The sequence below is a fragment of the Plantibacter sp. ME-Dv--P-122b genome, assembly GCF_030209375.1.
Taxonomy (GTDB): Bacteria; Actinomycetota; Actinomycetes; order Actinomycetales; family Microbacteriaceae; genus Plantibacter.
In genome coordinates, this window is record NZ_JARVSC010000001.1 from 229091 (window position 1) to 248814 (window position 19724).

The 19724-nt window shown below is 71.2% G+C and carries 19 protein-coding genes and 1 pseudogene; 14 read left to right on the forward strand and 6 right to left on the reverse strand.

Annotated elements, in window-relative coordinates; genetic code table 11:
- Positions 1–32 precede the first annotated feature (32 nt).
- On the reverse strand, positions 33–785 hold the full coding sequence (locus QRN19_RS01155) for an HAD-IIB family hydrolase (RefSeq protein ID WP_285024698.1): 753 nt from the start codon (positions 783–785) through the stop codon (positions 33–35).
- A gap of 252 nt (positions 786–1037) precedes the next feature.
- Here QRN19_RS01155 and QRN19_RS01160 point away from each other — a divergent pair, with 252 nt between their 5' ends.
- The 8 genes from QRN19_RS01160 to QRN19_RS01195 all read left to right on the forward strand — a co-directional run bounded on the left by QRN19_RS01160 (position 1038) and on the right by QRN19_RS01195 (position 8761).
- On the forward strand, positions 1038–2324 hold the full coding sequence (locus QRN19_RS01160) for an adenylosuccinate synthase (protein ID WP_285024699.1): 1287 nt from the start codon (positions 1038–1040) through the stop codon (positions 2322–2324).
- A gap of 33 nt (positions 2325–2357) precedes the next feature.
- A complete protein-coding gene (locus tag QRN19_RS01165) occupies positions 2358–2651 on the forward strand; it encodes a winged helix-turn-helix transcriptional regulator (RefSeq protein ID WP_285024701.1) in 294 nt (97 codons plus the stop codon).
- Positions 2652–2693: 42 nt separating this feature from the next.
- Positions 2694–3809 (forward strand): lactonase family protein, encoded by a 1116-nt coding sequence (locus QRN19_RS01170; protein ID WP_285024702.1) that lies wholly within the window; start codon positions 2694–2696, stop codon positions 3807–3809.
- 49 nt (positions 3810–3858) lie between these two features.
- On the forward strand, positions 3859–4491 hold the full coding sequence (locus tag QRN19_RS01175) for a GNAT family N-acetyltransferase (RefSeq protein ID WP_285024703.1): 633 nt from the start codon (positions 3859–3861) through the stop codon (positions 4489–4491).
- 289 nt (positions 4492–4780) lie between these two features.
- Positions 4781–5890, forward strand: coding sequence for an ABC transporter substrate-binding protein (locus QRN19_RS01180; protein WP_285025252.1), 1110 nt, complete (start codon positions 4781–4783; stop codon positions 5888–5890).
- Entirely contained in the window at positions 5890–6858 is a 969-nt protein-coding gene (locus QRN19_RS01185; RefSeq protein WP_285024704.1) for an ABC transporter permease, read from the forward strand. Before QRN19_RS01180 ends, QRN19_RS01185 begins: the two co-directional genes overlap by 1 nt.
- Positions 6855–7667, forward strand: coding sequence for an ABC transporter permease (locus QRN19_RS01190; RefSeq protein WP_285024706.1), 813 nt, complete (start codon positions 6855–6857; stop codon positions 7665–7667). Before QRN19_RS01185 ends, QRN19_RS01190 begins: the two co-directional genes overlap by 4 nt.
- A complete protein-coding gene (locus QRN19_RS01195; protein WP_285024707.1) occupies positions 7664–8761 on the forward strand; it encodes an ABC transporter ATP-binding protein in 1098 nt (365 codons plus the stop codon). The genes QRN19_RS01190 and QRN19_RS01195 overlap by 4 nt, the downstream gene beginning before the upstream one ends.
- 4 nt (positions 8762–8765) lie before the next feature.
- Here QRN19_RS01195 and QRN19_RS01200 read toward each other — a convergent pair whose 3' ends face one another.
- Positions 8766–9920, reverse strand: a complete 1155-nt coding sequence (locus tag QRN19_RS01200) for an AI-2E family transporter (protein ID WP_285024708.1) — start codon at positions 9918–9920, stop codon at positions 8766–8768.
- A gap of 127 nt (positions 9921–10047) precedes the next feature.
- Between QRN19_RS01200 and QRN19_RS01205 the strand changes: the two genes are divergently transcribed.
- The 3 genes and pseudogenes from QRN19_RS01205 to QRN19_RS01215 all read left to right on the forward strand — a co-directional run bounded on the left by QRN19_RS01205 (position 10048) and on the right by QRN19_RS01215 (position 12731).
- Positions 10048–10362 carry a hypothetical protein gene (locus tag QRN19_RS01205; protein ID WP_285024709.1) on the forward strand — a complete coding sequence of 105 codons (315 nt, stop codon included), beginning with the start codon at positions 10048–10050 and terminating at the stop codon, positions 10360–10362.
- A 102-nt stretch (positions 10363–10464) separates the two neighbouring features.
- Positions 10465–11142: pseudogene (locus QRN19_RS01210) on the forward strand (ABC transporter ATP-binding protein); the annotation flags it as partial.
- Positions 11143–11336: 194 nt separating this feature from the next.
- Positions 11337–12731 carry an FtsX-like permease family protein gene (locus tag QRN19_RS01215; RefSeq protein ID WP_285024711.1) on the forward strand — a complete coding sequence of 465 codons (1395 nt, stop codon included), beginning with the start codon at positions 11337–11339 and terminating at the stop codon, positions 12729–12731.
- 85 nt (positions 12732–12816) lie between these two features.
- Here the strand turns inward: QRN19_RS01215 and aztD are convergent, their stop codons facing one another.
- Genes aztD through aztB form a run of 4 tightly spaced genes read right to left on the reverse strand, consistent with a single transcriptional unit; the run spans position 12817 to position 17252 of the window.
- Complete coding sequence (gene aztD / locus QRN19_RS01220; protein WP_285024712.1) at positions 12817–14064, reverse strand: zinc metallochaperone AztD; 1248 nt, start codon at positions 14062–14064, stop codon at positions 12817–12819.
- 28 nt (positions 14065–14092) lie between these two features.
- On the reverse strand, positions 14093–15025 hold the full coding sequence (aztC, locus tag QRN19_RS01225) for a zinc ABC transporter substrate-binding protein AztC (RefSeq protein ID WP_285024713.1): 933 nt from the start codon (positions 15023–15025) through the stop codon (positions 14093–14095).
- A 2-nt stretch (positions 15026–15027) separates the two neighbouring features.
- Positions 15028–16353, reverse strand: a complete 1326-nt coding sequence (locus tag QRN19_RS01230; protein ID WP_285024714.1) for a hypothetical protein — start codon at positions 16351–16353, stop codon at positions 15028–15030.
- Positions 16245–17252: a zinc ABC transporter permease AztB gene (gene aztB / locus QRN19_RS01235; RefSeq protein WP_285024715.1), complete on the reverse strand. Its 1008-nt coding sequence runs from the start codon at positions 17250–17252 to the stop codon at positions 16245–16247. The genes QRN19_RS01230 and aztB overlap by 109 nt, the downstream gene beginning before the upstream one ends.
- 50 nt (positions 17253–17302) lie before the next feature.
- On the opposite strand from aztB, the gene aztA reads away from it, so the two are divergent.
- The 3 genes from aztA (at position 17303) to QRN19_RS01250 (ending at position 19601) form a co-directional block, all read left to right on the forward strand.
- Positions 17303–17995 carry a zinc ABC transporter ATP-binding protein AztA gene (gene aztA / locus QRN19_RS01240; protein WP_285024716.1) on the forward strand — a complete coding sequence of 231 codons (693 nt, stop codon included), beginning with the start codon at positions 17303–17305 and terminating at the stop codon, positions 17993–17995.
- A gap of 61 nt (positions 17996–18056) precedes the next feature.
- A complete protein-coding gene (locus QRN19_RS01245; protein WP_079001361.1) occupies positions 18057–18401 on the forward strand; it encodes a chorismate mutase in 345 nt (114 codons plus the stop codon).
- Positions 18402–18659: 258 nt separating this feature from the next.
- Positions 18660–19601 carry an SDR family NAD(P)-dependent oxidoreductase gene (locus QRN19_RS01250; protein WP_285024718.1) on the forward strand — a complete coding sequence of 314 codons (942 nt, stop codon included), beginning with the start codon at positions 18660–18662 and terminating at the stop codon, positions 19599–19601.
- Positions 19602–19724 lie beyond the last annotated feature (123 nt).

The following is a 19724-nucleotide window of genomic DNA, read 5'->3' on the forward strand; positions in this document are numbered from 1 at the left end:
AGGGACCGGGGCGCGGCTCAGGGACCGACGCCCTACAGGCCGAGCGACTCCAGGTACGCCGCCGTGTCCTGCCAGCCGTGCACGGCCACCGACGGCACCCCGAGCGCGAGCACCGGGTAGTCGTTGCCGCCCTCGTCGAGACGGTCGCCGACGAAGACCATCTCCGCCAACGGGATGCCCGTGTGCTCGGCGAGTCGCGTCATGCCGAACGCCTTGTCGACACCCGCCATGGTGATGTCGACGGAGGTCGAGCCGCCGGAGCGGACCTCGAGGTCGGGGAGCTGCGCCTGCACGGCGGCGCGCAGCGACTCCTTCTTCGCGCCGTCGGGGTCCCAGGCGGTCTTCTCGGCGACGGGCGCGGCCTGTCCGAGGGCGGAGAAGGTGATCTGCGAGCCGCGGTCCTCGAGGATCGGACCCCAGGTCTCGTCGGCCCAGAGGCCGAGTCGCTTGGCCTCGGTCTCGAGCGCGCCCATCGCGCGTGCCTTCTGGTCGTCGGTGAGGTCGTGCTTGTAGACGGTGACCCACTCGGCGCCGTCGAAGCGGTCGTATCGCGTGCCGCAGGTGGGCATGAGGTGCAGTCGGCCGAGGGCCTCGGGTGACGCGGCTCCGAGCCGGTCGAGCACCTGGTTCTGGAACTGCGCGATCTGGCCGCCCGAGATGATGCACACCGAGGTGCGTTCGAGGAGCGCGACGAAGAGTTCGGCCATGCGAGGGTCGAGCGCGGACTTCGACGGGGCGAGGGTGTCGTCGAGGTCGAAGGCGACGAGGCGCGGCAGGGAGGTCATGGGTTCCGTTCGGTCGGTCGAGAGGACGGTCGTCGAGGGCGATCGGCAGGCAGGACGGCCGCCCGAGGCCTGAACATCCCCTCATGGTATCGAGCGCAGCCGAGGACTCGGTGCCCGTGACCCTCCTCCGGTACGATGGAGGGGTGCGTGCACGAGACGCCCGCCCGCAGAGGGTGGGCGTCCGGCCTGTCAGGGCGTGGTTCCTCAGCGGATCCGCCGGGCACACGAGAATCCGGAAGGGGCGGCATCCAGATGCCAGCAATCGTGATCGTCGGCGCCCAGTGGGGCGACGAAGGCAAGGGGAAGGCCACCGACCTGCTCGGTGACCGCATCGACTACGTCGTGAAGTTCAACGGCGGCAACAACGCGGGGCACACGGTCGTCATCGGTGACGAGAAGTACGCGCTCCACCTCCTGCCGTCCGGCATCCTGACGAACGGCGTCGTCCCCGTCATCTCCAACGGCGTCGTCATCGACATCGAGGTGCTGTTCCACGAGCTCGAGGCGCTCCAGGCCCGCGGCATCGACGTCTCGCGCCTCCTCGTGAGCGCCAACGCGCACGTCATCACCCAGTACCACCGCACCATCGACAAGGTGACGGAGCGCTTCCTCGGCAAGCGCCAGATCGGCACCACCGGCCGTGGCATCGGCCCGGCCTACGCCGACAAGATCAACCGCGTCGGCATCCGCATCCAGGACCTCTTCGACGAGAACATCCTGCGTCAGAAGGTCGAGGGCGCCCTCGACCAGAAGAACCACCTGCTGGTCAAGGTCTTCAACCGCCGCGCGATCACGGTCGACGAGATCGTGGCCGACCTCCTCGCCTACGCCGAGCGACTCCGCCCGATGGTGGCCGACACCGCGCTCGTGCTGAACGAGGCGCTCGACGACGGCAAGATCGTCCTCTTCGAGGGCGGCCAGGCCACGATGCTCGACGTCGACCACGGCACCTACCCCTTCGTCACCTCCTCCAACGCGACCTCGGGTGGTGCGGCCACCGGCTCCGGTGTCGCCCCGAACCGCCTCGACCGCGTCATCGGCATCGTCAAGGCCTACACGACCCGCGTCGGCGCCGGCCCGTTCCCGACCGAGCTGTTCGACGAGTCCGGCGACTACCTCCGCTCGAAGGGCTTCGAGTTCGGCACGACGACCGGCCGTCCGCGTCGCGTCGGCTGGTACGACGCCCCGATCGCCCGGTACGCGGCGCGCATCAACGGTGTCACCGACTTCGTCCTGACGAAGCTCGACATCCTCGACGACCTCGCCACCATCCCGGTGTGCGTGGCCTACGAGGTCGACGGCGTCCGGGTCGACGAGGTGCCGGTCTCGCAGACCGACTTCCACCACGCCGTCCCGGTCTACGAGGAGTTCCCCGGCTGGCAGGAGGACATCACCGGTGTCCGCCGCTTCGAGGACCTCCCGAAGAACGCGCAGGACTACGTGCTGGCGCTCGAGGCGATGAGCGGTTCGCGCATCTCCGCGATCGGTGTGGGTCCCGGCCGCGACGCGATCGTCGTGCGTCACGACCTCGTCGACTGATCCGAACAGCGAACGACGGGCGTCGAACGCACCATGGTGGACGAATCCAGTCAGCCGTCCCTGCCCGGGCTGCCACCGGTCGAGGAACTCACGACCGGTGCGGCCAGGCCACGACCGATGGTGCGTGCCGCGCGTGACGCCGGCGCGCTCGACCCGCGGGTCCGGCGCGCCCTGGCGACCCTCGACGACGATCCCGACCTCTCGCTCGTCACCCTCGCGAACGCGCTCGGGATCACCCGCGCGACGCTCATCCGGATCGTGCGTGAGGCGATCGGCATGACCCCGAAGGAGTACGCGGCCGGCGTCCGTGCCCGCCGCACCTCCTGACCGGGCGCCGGTGCGAGGCGGCGCAGGTGGGAGACTGTGGGGGTGAGCGACGACAACCCCTACCTCCTGCTCGGTTCCTACACCTCGGAGGCCGACGGCACCGGTGCCGGCATCAGCCTGCTGCGTCAGGACGAGGCGGGCACCCTCCGCCTCGTGCAGTCGTCGGAGGCCCAGTCGCCGTCCTTCCTCACCCTGCACCCGACGCTCCCGATCGTCTACGCGGCGAGCGAGTCGACCGGGGCCGTCGAAGCGTTCAAACGCTCCGGTGAGTTCGGGCTCGCGCCGTTCGGCAAGCCCATCGAAGCCGGTGACTCGGTGTGTCACGTCGCGACGGTCCCCGGTGCCGACGTCCTCATCGCGAGTTGCTACGGCGACGGTCGGGTCGTGACCGTCCCGCTCGCGGAGAACGCGGCGTTCGCCGGCGACCCGCGTCTCGGCGAGGCGTCGGTCGACCCGTGGGCGTCGCCCACCGCGCTTGCTGCGGAGTCCGCGGACGCGGGTGAGGACGCGCTCACGCTCCTCGCGCTGGAGGCAGCTGTCGGCGAGGCGCTGCCGTCCCGACCGTCGCGCGCGCATGCCTCGGCGCTCCTCCCGGACGGCCGCATCGCGACCACCGATCTCGGCCACGACACGGTCCGCATCTGGCAGCTCCGTGGGTCGCGGTTGGTGCTCGACCACACCGTCGTGTTCCCGCGCGGCACGGGTCCGCGACACCTCGTCGTCCACCCGAGCGGGCACCTCCACGTCATCACCGAGTACTCGGTCGAGGCCTTCACGCTCGGTGTCGACGGCACCGACGGGCACTGGCACATCCTCGCGGCGACCGTCGCCACCTCGGAGGGCGTGTCCGAGGGGGACACGGGTGCCGAGATCAGCCTCGCCGCCTCGCGGGAGCAGCTGCACGTCGGCGTCCGCGGGAGCGACCGCATCGCCACCTTGCGCGTCACCGGCGACGGTTCGCGGGTCGAGGCCGTGGCCGACGTCGAGTGCGGCGGGACGATGCCGCGCCACCACCGGGAGTCGGGTCGCTTCCTGCACGTCGCGAACCAGCTGTCGAACTCCATCGCGAGCTTCCGGCTCGACGAGCGCACGGGGGTCCCGACGACGCTCCTCGGGACGCTCGACGCCGGTTCGCCGACCTGCCTCATCCTCGCCTGACCGCGAGACTGGTCCTCGCGCGACGCCCGCCACCGGATACGGTGGAACGGTGACTGCACGACGCCCTGAGCCCCGTCCCATCGACGGCCGGACCATCCGCCTCGAACCGCTGGACCGCGCGCACTATCCGGAGCTGTTCACGGCGATCGCGCACCCGGAGGTCTTCGCCGGCGGCTACGGGGGCGGACCCGAGGGCTTGCCGACGACGCAGGCCGAGTTCGACGCCTTCGCCGACGGCTACTTCACGACCGGCGTACGCAACACCTACGTCATCCGGCTCGTCGGCGGCGAGCACGACGGACTCCTCGTCGGCACCTCCACGCTCGGCGACTTCGACGAGCCGGGGGAGGCCGCCCACCTCGGCTGGACGGCCTACGACCCGCGCGTCTGGGGCACCGCCGTCAACGCCGAGACGAAGCTGCTGCTCCTCGGTCTCGCCTTCGACGCGGGCTTCGGCCGGGTGAAGATCCAGGCCGACGAACGCAACGAGCGCTCGCGCACCGCCATCCTGCGTCTCGGGGCCACGTTCGAGGGGCTCATCCGCCGCGACAAGCAGCGGGCCGACGGCACCTGGCGGACTACCGCGCTGTTCTCCGTGATCGCCGAGGAGTGGCCCGAGGTCCGGGCCGGCCTCGAGGAGCGCCTCGCCAGGAGCCCCGGCCCCGTCGCGCTCCGCGGCTGACGCGGTCCCGGATCCCCCTCGCCCGGTCCCTGAGCCCCCTCGCCCGGTCCCTGAGCCTGTCGAAGGGCGGTCCTCCTGGTGCCGCCGCACCTGCCCTTCGACAGGCTCAGGGACCAGAGGTGGGCCTGGGCGATGGCGACGGGCACTGTTCACCTGTGCGACACCGGCAGGCCCCGATCGCGCTACGTCGCGACCCTAGCTTGTCCTCCAGACGACGGACGCGGTATCCGACGGCCCGACAGCACGGGCGGCCGCCGACGTCACTGGAGGAACCGTGAACACCAGGCGTATGACCGCCCTCGCCCTCGTCGCGCTCGCAGCGACCGCGCTCACCGCATGCTCCGCCGGAGCGGACACCGGAGCCGGCTCCGACGTCGACGCCACGAAGGCGACCTCCGCCGAGGACTTCGGCGGGATGGACGCGCTCGTCGAGGCGGCGAAGGCCGAGGGCCAGCTGAACGTCATCGCCCTCCCCGACACCTGGGCGAACTACGGGAAGATCATCTCCGCGTTCGAGGACAAGTACGACATCACGGTCAACTCGGCAGACCCCGACGTCTCGAGCGCCGAGGAGATCACGGCCGCGAAGAACCAGCAGGGTCAGGACACCGCTCCCGACGTCTTCGACCTCGGCTCCGCCGTCGCACTCGACAACCTCGACCAGTTCGCGCCGTACCAGGTCGCCAACTGGGACGACATCCCCGAGGGCTCGAAGGAGAAGACCGGGCTGTGGGTCTACGACTACACCGGCCTCGTCTCCATCGGCTACGACGCGGACGCCGTCCCCGCTCCGAAGTCGCTCGACGACCTCCTCGGCTCCGAGTTCGCGGGCAAGGTCGCGCTGAATGGCGACCCGACCCAGGCCGGTGCCGCCGCAGCCGGCGTCTACCTCGCCGCCCTCCAGTCCGGTGGTTCGGCCGACGACATCCAGCCCGGCGTCGACTTCTTCCAGAAGCTCAACCAGGCCGGCAACTTCCTGCCCCTCGACCCGACCCCCGCGACCATCGCCTCGGGTGAGACCCCCGTCGTGATCGACTGGAGCTACAACAACCTCGCCGCGGCGACCGAGAACGAGGGCCAACGCAACTGGAAGACCACCGTCCTCCCGGGCTCGGCCGTCGGCAGCTACTACAACCAGGCCATCAACGTGGACGCCCCGCACCCCGCGGCCGCGCGACTCTGGCAGGAGTTCATCTTCAGCCCTGAGGCGCAGAACCTGTACCTCGCGGCCGGCGCGTACCCGTCGACCCTCGCCGCGATGGTCGAGGCCGACACCGTCGATCAGCAGGCCCTCGACGCCGTAGGCGAGATGCCCGCCGACCTCGTGCAGTTCACGCCCGAGCAGACCGAGCAGGCCACCTCGCTGCTCGCCGAGAAGTGGGCGGCAGCGATCTCCTGATGAGTGCCTCCGCCACCCGGCGGAGTGAGGCGGGGTCGGCACACGCCGGCCCCGCCGTCTCGCTCCCGCCGACCGACGCCTCGGACGCCTCGGCCGAACCCGCCGCGGCGCGCCCCCGCCGCCGTCCGCGCTGGGCGCTCCTCGGCCTGACGCCGTTCGCCCTGTACACCCTGCTCTTCCTCGCGGTCCCGACGTTCCTCGCCCTCGCCACCGGCTTCTTCGACGGCGACGGCGCGTTCACGCTCGACAACCTCACGGCGCTCGCCGAACCGGCGGTCCTCGGGGCCTTCGCCAGCTCCTTCTGGGTCTCCGCCGTCACCGCGGTCGCCGGAGCCGTCATCGGAGCCCTCGTCTGCTACGCGCTCCTCGCGGTCCGACCCGACGGGCTCATCCGCACCGTCGTCGATGCGGCCTCGAGCGTCCTCGCCCAGTTCGGCGGCGTCATGCTCGCCTTCGCCTTCATCGCGACCATCGGCATCCAGGGCCTCGTGACCGTGTTCCTCAAGGACCGCCTCGGGGTCGACCTCTTCGCCGACGGCGTCTGGCTCTACCAGGTCCCAGGCCTCCTGCTGCCGTACCTGTACTTCCAGGTGCCGCTCATGGTCATCACCTTCATGCCCGCGATGGAGGGGTTGAAGCGGACCTGGTCCGAGGCGAACGCGACCCTCGGCGGCACGCGCTTCACCTATTGGACCCGCATCGCGATGCCGATCCTCGCGCCCTCCTTCCTCGGGTCGCTCCTGCTGCTGTTCGCGAACGCGTTCTCGAGCTATGCGACCGCCGCCGCGCTCATCAGCCAGGGCGCGCAGATCGTGCCGCTGCAGATCCGCGGCGCGCTCATCAGCGAGACCGTCCTCGGCCGGGAGAACCTCGCCGGTTCGCTCGCGATCGGGATGATCGTCGTGATGGTCGTCATGATGACGGCCTACTCCGCCCTGCAGGCGCGGACGGAACGGTGGCAGCGATGAGCGCCGTCCGCGACTCGGCCACGCCATCGAAGCTCACCAGCCGGATCATCCTCGTCGTCGTCGCGGTGGTGTTCGCCGTCCCGATCCTGTCGATGGTCGAGTTCACCCTGCGCGCCGGGATCGACGGCGGCCACGACCTCGGCCACTGGGCCGCGATCCTCGACCCGGAGAACTCGCGGAAGTACCGGGTGCTCTTCCAGGGCATCGGCAACTCCGTCGTGCTCGCCGCGGTGACCGTATTGATCGTCGTGGTGCTCCTGTTGCCGGCCATGATCGTCGTCAAGCTCCGCTTCCCGAGGCTGCAGCGCGTCCTCGAGTTCGTCTGCATCATCCCGATCACCGTCCCGGCCATCGTGCTCGTCGTCGGACTCGCACCGGTCTACTCCGTCGTGGCCAGGCTGCTCGGCAGTGCGCCGTGGACGCTCGCGTTCGCGTACGGGATCACCGTACTGCCCTACGCCTACCGGGCGATCGCCGCGAACCTGCAGTCGGTCGACGTCGGCACCCTCGCCGAGGCCGCGCGCACGCTCGGCGCCGGCTGGGGGACCGTCCTCGTCCGCGTCCTGCTGCCCAATCTGCGCCGCGGCGTGCTGACGGCGTCGGTCATCTCGGTCGCCGTCGTCCTCGGTGAGTACACGATCGCCTCGCTCCTCGGACGCAACACGCTGCAGACCTCGCTCGTGCAGGTGTCGAAGAGCGACCCCTTCGTCGCGGTGGCCTTCGCGCTCCTGGCGCTCGCCTTCGCCTTCGTCCTGCTGTTCATCATCGGCCGCGTCGGATCGATCCGACGCATCAGGGAGACACCATGACCACCATCGACCAGTCGGCACCCGCAGCGGCGCCCGGAGACGGACGCCCGGCCGGCGCAGCGGTGCGGTTCGATCGCGTCGTGAAGGACTACGGCTCGGGTGCCCGCGCCCTCGACGGCGTGAGCCTCGACCTCGCGCCCGGCGAGTTCGTCGCGCTGCTGGGGCCGTCGGGGTGCGGGAAGACGACCGCGCTCCGCAGCCTGGCGGGACTCGAGGACATCACCTCGGGGAGCGTGCTCATCGACGGCGTCGACGTCGTGTCCGTGCCCACCAACCGGCGCGACCTCGGCATGGTGTTCCAGTCGTACTCGCTGTTCCCGCACCTCACCGTGCTCGAGAACGTCGAGTTCGGCCTCCGCATGCGGAAGGTGCCCGCGGCCGAACGACGCACGCGCGCCACCGAGAGTCTCGACCTCGTCGGCCTCGGCCACCTCGCCGCCCGGTACGCCCATCAGCTCTCGGGCGGACAGCAGCAGCGCGTCGCCCTGGCCCGGGCGTTGGTCACGCGTCCTCGGGTCCTCCTGCTCGACGAGCCGCTCAGCGCGCTCGACGCCAAGGTGCGCGTGCAATTGCGCGACGAGATCCGTCGCATCCAGTCGGAGCTGCAGATCACGACCCTCTTCGTCACGCACGACCAGGAGGAGGCGCTCGCCGTCGCCGACCGGGTCGCCGTCATGCGTGCCGGCGTCATCGAGCAGATCGGGACGCCGGAGGAGCTCTACTCGCGGCCGTCCTCGCCGTTCGTCGCGGAGTTCATCGGCCTGAGCAACCGGATCCCGGGGGAGCTCGTGCCCGGCGGGGTCGAAGTGCTCGGGCAGCTGCTGCCGGTGATCGGCGAGCAGCCGGGTGACGGTGCCGTCGTCGCGCTCGTGCGGCCTGAGGACGTCGTGTTCACCGACGCGACGGAGCCCGCGGTCGGGTCCGCTGCGGTCGTGCTCACGTCCAGCTTCCTCGGCCCGGTGCGTCGCACGACCGTCGAGTTGCCGGACGGCACGCTGGTCGCGGTGCAGCACGGTGCGACCGAACGACTGGAGGCGGGGGAGTCCGTCCGCATCCGCTTCGCCGGTCGTCCTGTGCCGGTCCAGGCGGCCTGAGCGGCTACGCCTTCGCGTTCTGCCGTGGCACGACGACCTGCTTGATGATCAGCAGGATCGACGCCGTCACGGGGATGGACACGAGCGCGCCGAGCAGTCCGATGAGCGAACCGCCGACCATCGCGCCGATGACGACGAGGGCGCCGGGCACCGAGACCGCCTTGTTCATGACCCGCGGCGTCAGCACGTACGACTCGATCTGCATGTAGATCAGGTAGTAGATGACGACGATGAGGGCGGTCGTCGGCGAGTCGAACAGCCCGACGGTCGCGACGATGACGGTCGCGATGATCGAGCCGACGAGCGGGATGAGTGTCACGAAGAAGATGACGACGGCGAGGATACCGGCGTACGGCACCCCCACGATGAGCATCATGATGAGTCCGAGGACGGCGTTGATCCCGGCCAGCACCACCATGCCGCTCACATACCCGCCGATCGAGGCGGTGATCTGGTCGGTGATCGACACGACGCGTGGTCGGGAGCGACGGGGCACCAGGGAGGTGAACGCGTTCTTCATCGCCTGCATGGACGCGAGGAAGTAGAGCGCGAGGACGAGGGCGATGAAGCCGCCGAAGAAGCCGTTCGCGATGCCGACGCCGAGGTTGAGGGCGCCGCCGGCCAGGACGACCCACGTCTTCGGGTCGGCGGCCACCCCGTAGACCCAGTCGAGCGCGCCCTGGAGGTCGACGCCCGGCCCGAGGTAGTCGCTGAGCGACCGGAACCACTCCTGGTCCTGGATGCCCGTGAGGAAGGCCGGCGCGTTGGTGACGAGCTCGACGGCCTGCCGGGTGACGACGGGGATGACGAGGGCCAGGAGGAGCGCGAGCAGGACGGCGAAGACGGCGAAGACGATCGCGATCGCGAACGGGCGCTTGATGCCGCGTGCCTCCAGTCGGACGACGACCGGGTCGAGGCCGAGGGCGATGAAGAGGCCGACCGCGATGGAGACGAGGATCGTCGACAGCGAGCCGAGGGTGAGGATGAGCCCGATGGCAGCGAGGGCGCCGAGTGCTCCGACGAAGCCGATCGCGAAGGGGCGCTGGAGGGTCGTCCTGACGGAGGTCGTCACCTCGGCCGGACGATGGGCGCGGAACCGGACCCGCTGCTGACGTGCCGCCGGACGCAGCGGCTGGTGGCGATGGGGTGCACTCGTCATGCCGCAAGCGTATTGCCCACCGCCCGTTTGCCCGACAGCTGTCGTGGTACCGGAGGATGACACCGGGGCACGGAGGATCACCCGACTGCGGGATGTGCCGGGTGCTCGGGTTCAGGACGATGGGAACATGTCATCGATCACCCGCTCGCACGCCGTCCGCACCCGGGTCACCGCACCGCTGCGGGCGGTCCCGCTGACGGAGCCGATGCCGAGCCGGCACGACGAGGCCGCGGAGCAGGGAGCGGTCGCTGAGCGCGTCAGTGCGACTGCACACGTCGCCGCGGGTGCTGCCGGGGTCGACCTCACCGCCTCGGTCGAGCCGACGCAGGCGCCTGCTGCCGCAGCCGACGGGACCGACGCCGGAACAGGCCTCCGGTTCCTCGGCGCGGGCTGGGCGGCCGACGCGGCGGTCTTCGCCCAGTACCGCCGCCGCGGCAACTGACCGCGAGGTCCACGCCGGGTCCACCTCGCGGATGACCCGCACGGCGGAGCTTGCATCGCCCGACCGACGCGAAGACCGACACCTGCCGCCGACGATGGAAGCATGAACACTTCGATCCTCTCCGCCCGCGGACTCACGAAACAGTACGGACCGACCGTCGCGCTCGCCGGCGTCGACCTCGACATCCTCCCCGGTGAGTCGGTCGCGATCATGGGTGCCTCCGGCTCCGGCAAGACCACGCTCATGCATGCGCTCGCCGGGATCGTCACCCCCGACACCGGCTCGATCGCCTTCACCACCCCGACGGGCGTCGTCCGCGTCGACCAGCTCGACGAACGCCACCGCTCCCAGCTGCGGCGTGAGTCCTTCGGCTTCGTCTTCCAGCAGGGCCTGCTCATCCCCGAGCTGACCGCCGTCGAGAACGTCGCCATCGCCCTGATGCTCGGCGGGACACCGCGCATCGCCGCCGAAACGAGCGCGGCGGCATGGCTCGCCGCCCTGGGACTGGCCGGCATGGAGACCCGTCGGATCGGCGAACTGAGCGGTGGTCAGGCGCAGCGCGTCGCGATCGCCCGCGCCCAGGTAACCGGCGCCCCCATCGTCTTCGCCGACGAGCCGACCGGCGCGCTCGACTCGCGGACCTCGGCCGACGTCATGGGCGCTCTGCTCCACGCGACGACCGGGCAGGGACGCACGCTCGTCCTCGTGACGCACGACGAGACGGTCGCAGCCCGGTGCTCCCGGATCATCCGCCTCGCCGACGGTCGGATCGTCGGGCAGCCGGGCGGCGTCGGTGTGCCGACCCCGCCGCAGCAGGTGCAGCAGCCCTACGCGCCGCAGCAGCTCCCGTACCAGCAACAGCCCGCCGGGCAGCCGTTCCTGCAGCAGCCGTACCCCCAGCCCGCTGCGCAGCCGTACCCACCGCAGGCCTACCCGGGTCAGGCGACCGGCGTCGTCCCGAACGGAGCCCGACCGTGACCGCCGCACTCGGGGTCGCACCGACCCGGATCCCGGTCCCCGCCGGCAGCGGTCGGAGTCCCGTCGTCCGCTTGACCTGGACGCTCGCCCGCCCCGGTGCGCAGAGCCCCGCGACGATCGTCCTCCCTTCGGTCGCGTTCGCCGTGACCACCGCACTGGTACTCACGGTGCTCGGCGGCGCGATGATGTTCTGGCGGTGGACCGGTGAGACGGCCTTCGTCTACCAGGTGCTCAGTGTGCTGGCGCTGGCCCTCCTGCTCGTCCCGCTCGGCTCGCTCGGCGGGGCTGCCGCGCGGCTCTCCGCCCGGCGTCGTGACGACCGACTCGCCACCCTCCGACTCCTCGGCGCGACACCCGGCACGGTCACGGCGATGACCGTCCTCGAGTCGGCCGGGGTCGCCCTCCTCGGTGCGTTCGCCGGGATCCTGCTGTACCTCGGCATGCTGCCGCTCGTCGGGTTCATCCCGTTCGGTGGTTCCCCGATCGGGGTCGAGGGCGTCTGGGTCGGTGTCCCGATCATCGCAGCGGTGGTCCTCGGGGTCGTGCTGCTCGCAGCAGCGAGTGCCGCCATCGGTCTCCGCGCGGTGAACGTGAGCCCGCTCGGCGTCCGCACGAAGCAGCAGGCGCCGACCGTGCACTGGCTGCGCATCGTCGTCGGGGTCGTCGTCGTGATCGTCGCCTACGGCATGCTCTCCGTCGTGACGGGGTTGCAGGAGGTCGCCGCCATCATCGCCGTGCTGGGCGTGGGGTTCGCCGCCGGCGTCGGGGTGCTCGGGTTGATCGGCCCCTGGGTCGTCGGAGTGATCGGCCGTGGGTCGGCCAAGCGCGCCAAGACGCCGGAACGGCTCCTCGCGGCCCGCACGATCCTGGAGTCGCCGAAGGCGGCGTGGCGTCAGGTCAGTGGCGTGGCGATGACGAGCTTCGTCGCCGTCGTCGCCGGGACCGGGGTGGCGCTCATGGATGCCGCCGGCGGTGCCGACCTCGACCGCGAGAGCTCCATCCTCATCGACGACATCCGCACCGGCGTGATCATCACGCTCGTCGCGTCGTTCCTCATGGTCGCGTGCTCGGTCGGGGTGAACCAGGCGTCGGCGGTCCTCGACCGACGCGACCTGTACGTCAGCCTCGACCGCCTGGGGGTGCCGCGGGATGTCATGGAACGGGCTCGCAGTCGCGCGGTCATGCTGCCACTGCGGGTGGTCGCGCTGGGCTCGGCCGGACTCGGCGTCCTGCTCGTCCTCCCGATGGCCAGCATCAGCGTCATCCTCGCCCCGCTGTCGGTCCTCGTCATCGTCGGGTGCTTCGCCGGTGGCATCGGGCTCGTGTGGGCGGCGTTGCGGGCGACCCGTCCGGTCGTGGGCGGGGTGCTCCGAGCGCCCGAGCGCGTCTGACCGCCGGGCCGGCACGATGAGAGCGCCCGTTCCGCCCCCTGCATGACGCGGGGAGGACGGAACGGGCGCTCTCGGTGAGGTCGGGTCAGCCCGTGACGACCGCGATCTCGTTCGGGACGCCGGGCAGTTCACCCGTCGTGATGTCGCCCGACGCGAGATCCACGGCGTGGATCGACTTCGTCGCCGGGTCGGTCACGTAGGCGACACCGTCCTGGACGACGAGCGCCGGGTGGGCGTCCTGCCACTCGGCCGGCGGCTCCCAGGCGTCGATGACGTCGATGGTGTCGGTGACGGCACCCGTCTGCTCGTCGAGGACGTGCAGCGAACCGTCGTTGCCGAGCACGATGACCTCGTCGTTCGGCCCTCGGGCGACGTCGCGCCAGGTGTAGCCGACGCCCTCCGGCAGGTCGACGATCTTCGTCGTCTTCGCGACCGTGTCGGTGAACGCGAGCTGGCGGAGGTCGTAGCCCTCGGCGTCGGGGTCGCTGTTGTAGTCGCCGACCGCGATGGAGGACGTCTCGCTCACGTACTGGTTGCCCGTGCGACCGTAGGCGTCCGGCGCCTGGATCTTCGTGAAGACGCCGCTGTCGTAGACGAGCACGCCGTCGCTGCAGCCGAACACGACGACCTCGTCCTTGACGGTGCCTTCACCGTGCACCGACGGGCACTGCTCGTTGCGGGCGATCTCGGTGCGCGAGTCGTCGAGCACGCGGACACCGGTCCGAGCGTCCGGGGTGCCGATCGTGGACAGTACGGTGCCGTCCTCGAGCTCGATGGCGACACCGTGGTGCGCGGCCTCCGACGGAATGGTCTCGGTCTCGGGTAGCTCGTCGGAGGCTTCGAGGAGGTCAGCGCTGTCGAAGATCGTCGTGTCCCCGGAGCCGTCGGCGAACAGGATGGTCTTGTCGGCGTGACGGACCACGTGGCCCGCGGTTTCGGCGGGGAAGACGAGGTCGGTCAGGACCGGGTCGGCCTGCTTCGAGGTGCCGTTCGCATCCGTCCACGTCCCGGTGTCGAGGACCTGGAAGCCCTTCGTCGTGGTGACGAGGACGTGTCGCCCGTCGCCGGCGGCGTTCACCCGGTTGAAGCCGTCGAGGGGGAGGTCGCCGACCACCTCGAGGGAGGCGGCGTCGAGGACGAGGAGGCCGCCGTCGTACGTCAGGGTGATCCGGCTCTGCGGGTCGGCGGAGGTCGACGCACTCGGGTCGGGCGCGGAGCCGCTCGCGGTCGAGCAACCGGTGAGGAGGAGAGCCGCGGCGGTGCCGACGGCGAGGAACGGGACCCGGCCGTGCTTCAGGCGCTGCGCCAGGGGACTGCGGTGGTGCTGCTGCATGGTTTCCTATCGGTTCGTGGACGCCCGCTCAGGGCGAGAGTCCGGTGGCGATGCGCTCGGTGTTCGCGCGCATCATGGTGAGGTAGGTGGGGGCGTCGCCCGACTCGGCGGTCAACGACTCGGTGAACAACGGGACGACGGCGACGTCGACGTCCGCCTCGTCGGCGAGCACCTGCACGAGCCGGTCGGGTTGCGAGGAGTCGGCGAAGATCGTCCGGACGCCGGCTGCCTCGATCGCGGTCGACAGTTCGTCGAGGTCCGAAGCGCTGGGCGCCGCGAGCGTGGTGCCGCTCGGGATCACGGCGCCGATGACTTGGAAGTCGTAGCGGGCGGCGAGGTACCCGAACACGTGATGGTTGGTGACGAGCTTCCGCTGCTCGGCCGGGATGGCGGCGAACGCCTCGGCCATCTCGGCGTCGAGCGTCTCGAGCTCGGCCGTGTACGTGGCGGCGTTCGCCTGCAGCTCGGCCGCGTCGAGCGTGGGGATCTCCTCGAGCAACGCCTCGGTGACCCCGTCCACGACCGACGTCATCTGCGTCGGGTCGGTCCAGAAGTGCGGATCGGTCGCGCCGGACGCGGTCTCGAGGACGTCGACGAGCGAGCCGGCCTCGACGATCGGCACCCCCTCGTCGGCCGCGGTCTCCAGGTGCTGGGCGAGTCCCTCCTCGAGTCCCAGGCCGTTCGACACGAGCAGCTGCGCACCGGTGATGCGCGCCGCCTGCCGCGCGGAGATCTCGAAGGAGTGCGGATCGGCGTCGGGCGGCATGAGGGTCATGACCTCGGCCTGGTCACCGACGAGTTCACCGACGACGTCGCCGAGGATGTTCGTGGTCACGACGACGAGCGGGCGGTCGTCGGCGCTCGCCGCACAGCTCGTCAGGCCGGTTCCGAGCACGAGGCCGGCCGCGAGGACGGCGGTCGTGCGCAGGAGGGCGGTCGTGCGGGGGATGGTCGCTCGCATGGTCAGCGTCCCGTCTCGGCGAGGAACGCCGGTGCCGTGTCGAAGGTGAAGGTGCGGGCGATCCGCGCTCCGTCGCCGTAGTCGATCTCGGAGACGGTACGGGAGCCCGGGGTGTTCAGGTAGGCGCGGTTCTGGTCGACCTCCAGCTGGACACCGGTGGCGAGGTCGGCTGCACCGACGAGTGCGGCCGCGGTCCCCGTCACGGCGCCGGTGGCACCGTCGAGGACGAGGAGGTCGCCGGTCGTCGTGAGGCCGACGACGTGCTGGTCGCGGTCGTCGACGGCGGTGACCAGCTGCAGGGGCGCGGGGGTCGGGAGCAGCGCCCAGCTGCGCTCGCGGGTGTCGAGCAGCCAGGCGCCGGAGGTGCCGGCGACGGCGGCGACCGTCGGTCGACCGGGACGCGCATGGAAGGACGTCGCGCGGTCGGCGGCGGCGACAGCCTGCGGATAGGGGATCGCCTCGAATGCCGGGATCGGGTCGGCGTCGCTCGAGCTGCGGTCGACGACGGCGAGGAGCGCGCCCTCCGCGCAGCCGATGACCACGCCGACGTTGGTGGCGATGCTGCCGGCCGGATCGGTGCACCCGGCGAGCACAGCGTCGGCAGCGGTCACGGACGCCGACGAGGGGTCGAGGAGGTCGCCGTCGAGGCCGTGGAGATGCAGCCTGCCGGTCCCGTCGGTCGCGACGACCGTCTCGCCGATCGGCACGGTGATTCCGGGAGCACCGGGCGAGGTCCGGATCCGGCCGGACTGCGTGATGTCGCCCGTGCCGAGTGCGGCAGTGTCGAGGAGGAGCGTCTCGCCCGAACCGGCGAACCGCACGGCGGTGGTCGTCGAACCGGCGGTGATCGTCGCTGGTCCGTCGCCGTCGATCTCGCCGACGACCCGTGCCTCAGCGCGGTAGTAGTGCTGGTGGTCCTCGTGGTCGACCGTCCACACACCGGTGTCGATGATCGTCACGGTGCCGGCGGGCTCGGACTGCGCGGCGACGAACCGGCCGTCGCCCGTGAGCGCCGAGATCGGGCCGAGCTCGGCGAGCGTGGTGCGCTCCTCGCTGAGGAGGTCGGTGAGCTCGACGGTGCCGTCGACGTCGGCGGTCGCGAGGTGCAGTTGCGGCTCGGGGAGCTCGCTCGCGCCCTCGACGTAGCCGTGTCCGCGCGGTTCGTCCGAGGCCGTCGCGGTGGGTGATGCCGACCCCTGCGGCGCGCAGGCGGTGAGGGTCAGTGCGAGGGCGCCGAGAGTGAGCGCTGTCCGTGTGGCGCGCGGGAGCCGGTCGTCGGTCGGGCGGGTGCCGCCTGGTCGGATGGTCGGTCGGAGGAGTCGGTGCACGGTGCGCTTTCCAGATGGGTCGGTTCGGTGAGGTGGTCGTCGGGGTGGCCGGGGTGGCCGGGGTGTCGGTCGGTGGGCCGCCGGAGTCGTCCGACGAGCGCCCTCGCGCCCCAGGACGCCGTGGCGAGCAGGATCGAGCAGGCGGCGATGGACGCGCCGGCCGCGGTGTCGCCGTACCAGGAGAGGAGCAGGCCGAGCAGCACGGCGAGGCCGCCGAAACCCGTGGCGAGCAGCATGATGAGCGGGATGCGGCGCGCCCAGTGGGCTGCGGCGACGGCCGGCCCGAGGAGGAGCGCCACGACGAGCAGCGTGCCGACGGCGCTGTACGAGGCGACGACCGCGAGGGTCACGAGGCCGACGAGCATCGCGTGGGCGAGTCGCGGCCGGAGGCCCATGGTCTGAGCGACCCGGCGGTCGAAGGCGAGCGCGACGAACGGGCGGTGGAAGGCGACCGCGACGCCCACGGTGACGAGGAGGGCGATGGCGAGGCCCACCAGGTCCGCGGGCCGGATGGCGAGGATGTCGCCGAAGAGGATCGCCGTGAGGTCCGTGGCGAACGATCTGCTCGACGACACGATGATGACCCCGAGGGCCAGCATGCCGACGAAGAGGAGACCGATCGAGGTGTCGTGGGACAGCCTGCCGCGCCGCGAGACCAGGCTGACGCCGGCGGTCATGACGACCGCGCTGACGGCCGCGCCGGCGACCGGCGGCAGGCCGAGGAGTGCCGCGGTGGCGACGCCGGGCAGCATGCCGTGGGCCATCGCCTCCCCGAGGAACGCGAGGCCGCGGAGGACGACCCAGGTGCCGACGACACCGCAGACGGCCGCCACCAGCAGGCCGCCGATGAGGGCGCGCAGGAGGAAGGCCGCAGTGAACGGCTCGCTGATCCAGGTCATGGTCGAGCACTCTACATGAAAATGATTCTCAGTATTGATAGGGTGGTGACATGCGATCCGCGACGAGCACCCCTCGCCCTCCGACGCCGGGGCAGCCCGTCGGGTCCGGCATCCGACTCCGCGACGTGTCGGCCGAGTACGACGGCGCGCGCGTCCTGCACGGGATCTCAGTCGAGGTCGGGGCGTCCGCCATCACCGTCGTCACCGGGGCGAACGGCGCGGGGAAGTCCACGCTGCTCGCGGTGATCGCGGGCCTCCACCGACCGACCTCGGGCGGCGTCGACGGCCTCGACGGTCGGTCGGCCGCCTACGTCCCGCAACGCAGTGCCGTGCCCGAGCGCTTCCCGGTCACGGTGCGCGACGTCGCGTCGATGGGACGCTGGCCGGCTCTGCGTCGCTGGTGGGGCCGACTCGGGGCTGGGGACCGACGCATCGTCGACGAGAGCCTGGCCCGCCTCGACGTCCTGCAACTCGCCGGGCGCTCCTTCGGTGAGCTGTCGGGTGGGCAGCGCCAGCGGGTCCTCGTCGCGCAGGCGCTCGCGCGTGAGGCCGACTTGCTGCTGCTCGACGAGCCGACCGTCGGCCTCGACCGAGCTGCCGGGCTGGCGATCCGCGAGGTGCTCCGGGCGGAGGCCGACTGTGGCGCGACGGTGGTGGAGGTGACGCACGATCCGGTCGCGGTCGCGGAGGCCGACGCGCGGGTGCACCTCGAGGCGGGATGTCTCGTCGAGGCTCCGCGGTGAACCGGCTGGGGATCGCCCGGCGACCCGTCTCCGGCACCTGGCGCGTTGCTAGAGTTTTCGCATGAGCCAGGCCGAGCAGCAACCCGAACCCACGACCGGCGCCGCTGCGGCGGACGACCAGGCGGCCACCGAGCGACTGGGCCGTCTGCGGAGCAGCATCGACAACATCGACGCGGCGCTCGTCCACCTGCTGGCCGAGCGGTTCAAGTGCACGCAGGAGGTCGGTCGTCTGAAGGCCGAGCACGACATGCCTGCGAGCGACCCGGCGCGCGAGCAGCGGCAGATCACCCGGCTCCGGGCGCTCGCCGAGGAGTCGCACCTCGATCCGGCCTTCGCCGAGAAGTGGTTCAACTTCGTCGTCGCCGAGGTCATCCACCACCACGAGCGTCTCGCCAACCAGCACTGACCCTTCGTGTTCCGTTCCGCCAGCGCGGTGCGCTGACGCGAGTGCGGGTCTGTGACGCGAGCGCGGGTCTCCGGAGGGTCGCGCCCACGCGCGTGGCCCGCGGCCAGGCCCATTCATTGAGAGTCACGCCGGTTCGTGCGCGGTCGGGTCGGTTCGCCCGCGCTGACGCCAGCGCGCCGCGCTGGCACCTCGGGGATCCTGAGGCAAGGGGTGACGCTTCTTCGGGCGGTGTCCAGCGTCCTGCGCCATCATGAGTCCATGACCTGGAACGCCGACTCCCTGCCCGATCAGACCGGACGCGTCGTCCTCGTCACTGGAGCGAACGCCGGCCTCGGCTTCTGGACGAGTCTCGGACTCGCGCGAGCGGGCGCGGAGGTCATCCTCGCGTCGCGGAGTGCGACGAAGACGCAGGCGGCGATGCGGGCGATCCGGGTGAAGGTGCCCGACGCCCGACTCAGTCACCTCCCCTTCGACACCTCCTCGCTCGACTCGGCGCGAGCGGCGGGCGAGCGACTCGCGGACCTCGACCGTCTCGACGCCCTCGTCGCGAACGCCGGCATGGTGCACATGCCGAAGGAGCGCCAGGAGACGGCCGACGGCATCGAACTGGTCTTCGCGACGAACGTCGTCGGCCACGCCGCCCTGCTCGCCGAGGCCCTGCCGGTCCTGCAGCGCACGGCGGATGCGCACGATTCAGCACCGCGCGTGGTGCTCCTCGGAAGTCTCTCCACCCTGCTCGTCCGGTTCCACGGCGACGACCTGCAACTTCGGGACGGGTACAGCGGGTGGCAGGCGTACGCCCAGTCGAAGATCGCCCTCTCGTCGCTCGGCTTCGAGCTCGACCGTCGGCTTGCGGCGTCGCACAGCACCGTCCGGGCCCTCGTCGCGCACCCCGGCTACTCGGTCAACGGGCTCGACCGTCGCGTCCCCGGCGTCAACGAGCCGACCCGAGAGCGTCGCTTCTCCGACACGCTGCAGTCCGTCTACGCGCAGAGCAAGCAGCGAGGGGCCGAGCCGACGCTCCGGGCGGTCACCGACGAGTCGGCCGACGGTGGTTGGTTCTATGGCCCGCGGTGGCTGACGAAGGGCGACGCCGTCCGGCAGACCCCTGCCGCGATCACGACCGACCGGGACGTCGCCGCCACGCTCTGGACCGACCTCGAGCGGCTCATCGGTACGCCCATCCTCCCGACCTCCTGAGTGCGCTGCCAGCGCACCGCGTTGGCACGAGCGCGGAGGAACCGGGCCCAGCGCGGTGCGCCCGTGTGATTGCGCCTTACCCGGCGTGACCGCAGGGTATGGCGCTGAGCGCGACCCTCCGGA

What these genes read in the sequence shown, in the direction of transcription:
- QRN19_RS01250 (WP_285024718.1), top strand. Translation starts at nt 18,660, where the DNA reads ATGACCTGGAACGCCGACTCCCTGCCCGATCAGACCGGACGCGTCGTC.
- aztB (WP_285024715.1), bottom strand. Translation starts at nt 17,252, where the DNA reads ATGACCTGGATCAGCGAGCCGTTCACTGCGGCCTTCCTCCTGCGCGCC.
- aztC (WP_285024713.1), bottom strand. Translation starts at nt 15,025, where the DNA reads ATGCGAGCGACCATCCCCCGCACGACCGCCCTCCTGCGCACGACCGCC.
- QRN19_RS01185 (WP_285024704.1), top strand. Translation starts at nt 5,890, where the DNA reads ATGAGTGCCTCCGCCACCCGGCGGAGTGAGGCGGGGTCGGCACACGCC.
- QRN19_RS01155 (WP_285024698.1), bottom strand. Translation starts at nt 785, where the DNA reads ATGACCTCCCTGCCGCGCCTCGTCGCCTTCGACCTCGACGACACCCTC.
- QRN19_RS01205 (WP_285024709.1), top strand. Translation starts at nt 10,048, where the DNA reads ATGTCATCGATCACCCGCTCGCACGCCGTCCGCACCCGGGTCACCGCA.
- aztD (WP_285024712.1), bottom strand. Translation starts at nt 14,064, where the DNA reads ATGCAGCAGCACCACCGCAGTCCCCTGGCGCAGCGCCTGAAGCACGGC.
- QRN19_RS01180 (WP_285025252.1), top strand. Translation starts at nt 4,781, where the DNA reads ATGACCGCCCTCGCCCTCGTCGCGCTCGCAGCGACCGCGCTCACCGCA.
- QRN19_RS01160 (WP_285024699.1), top strand. Translation starts at nt 1,038, where the DNA reads ATGCCAGCAATCGTGATCGTCGGCGCCCAGTGGGGCGACGAAGGCAAG.
- aztA (WP_285024716.1), top strand. Translation starts at nt 17,303, where the DNA reads ATGCGATCCGCGACGAGCACCCCTCGCCCTCCGACGCCGGGGCAGCCC.
- QRN19_RS01245 (WP_079001361.1), top strand. Translation starts at nt 18,057, where the DNA reads ATGAGCCAGGCCGAGCAGCAACCCGAACCCACGACCGGCGCCGCTGCG.
- QRN19_RS01195 (WP_285024707.1), top strand. Translation starts at nt 7,664, where the DNA reads ATGACCACCATCGACCAGTCGGCACCCGCAGCGGCGCCCGGAGACGGA.
- QRN19_RS01190 (WP_285024706.1), top strand. Translation starts at nt 6,855, where the DNA reads ATGAGCGCCGTCCGCGACTCGGCCACGCCATCGAAGCTCACCAGCCGG.
- QRN19_RS01165 (WP_285024701.1), top strand. Translation starts at nt 2,358, where the DNA reads ATGGTGGACGAATCCAGTCAGCCGTCCCTGCCCGGGCTGCCACCGGTC.
- QRN19_RS01200 (WP_285024708.1), bottom strand. Translation starts at nt 9,920, where the DNA reads ATGACGAGTGCACCCCATCGCCACCAGCCGCTGCGTCCGGCGGCACGT.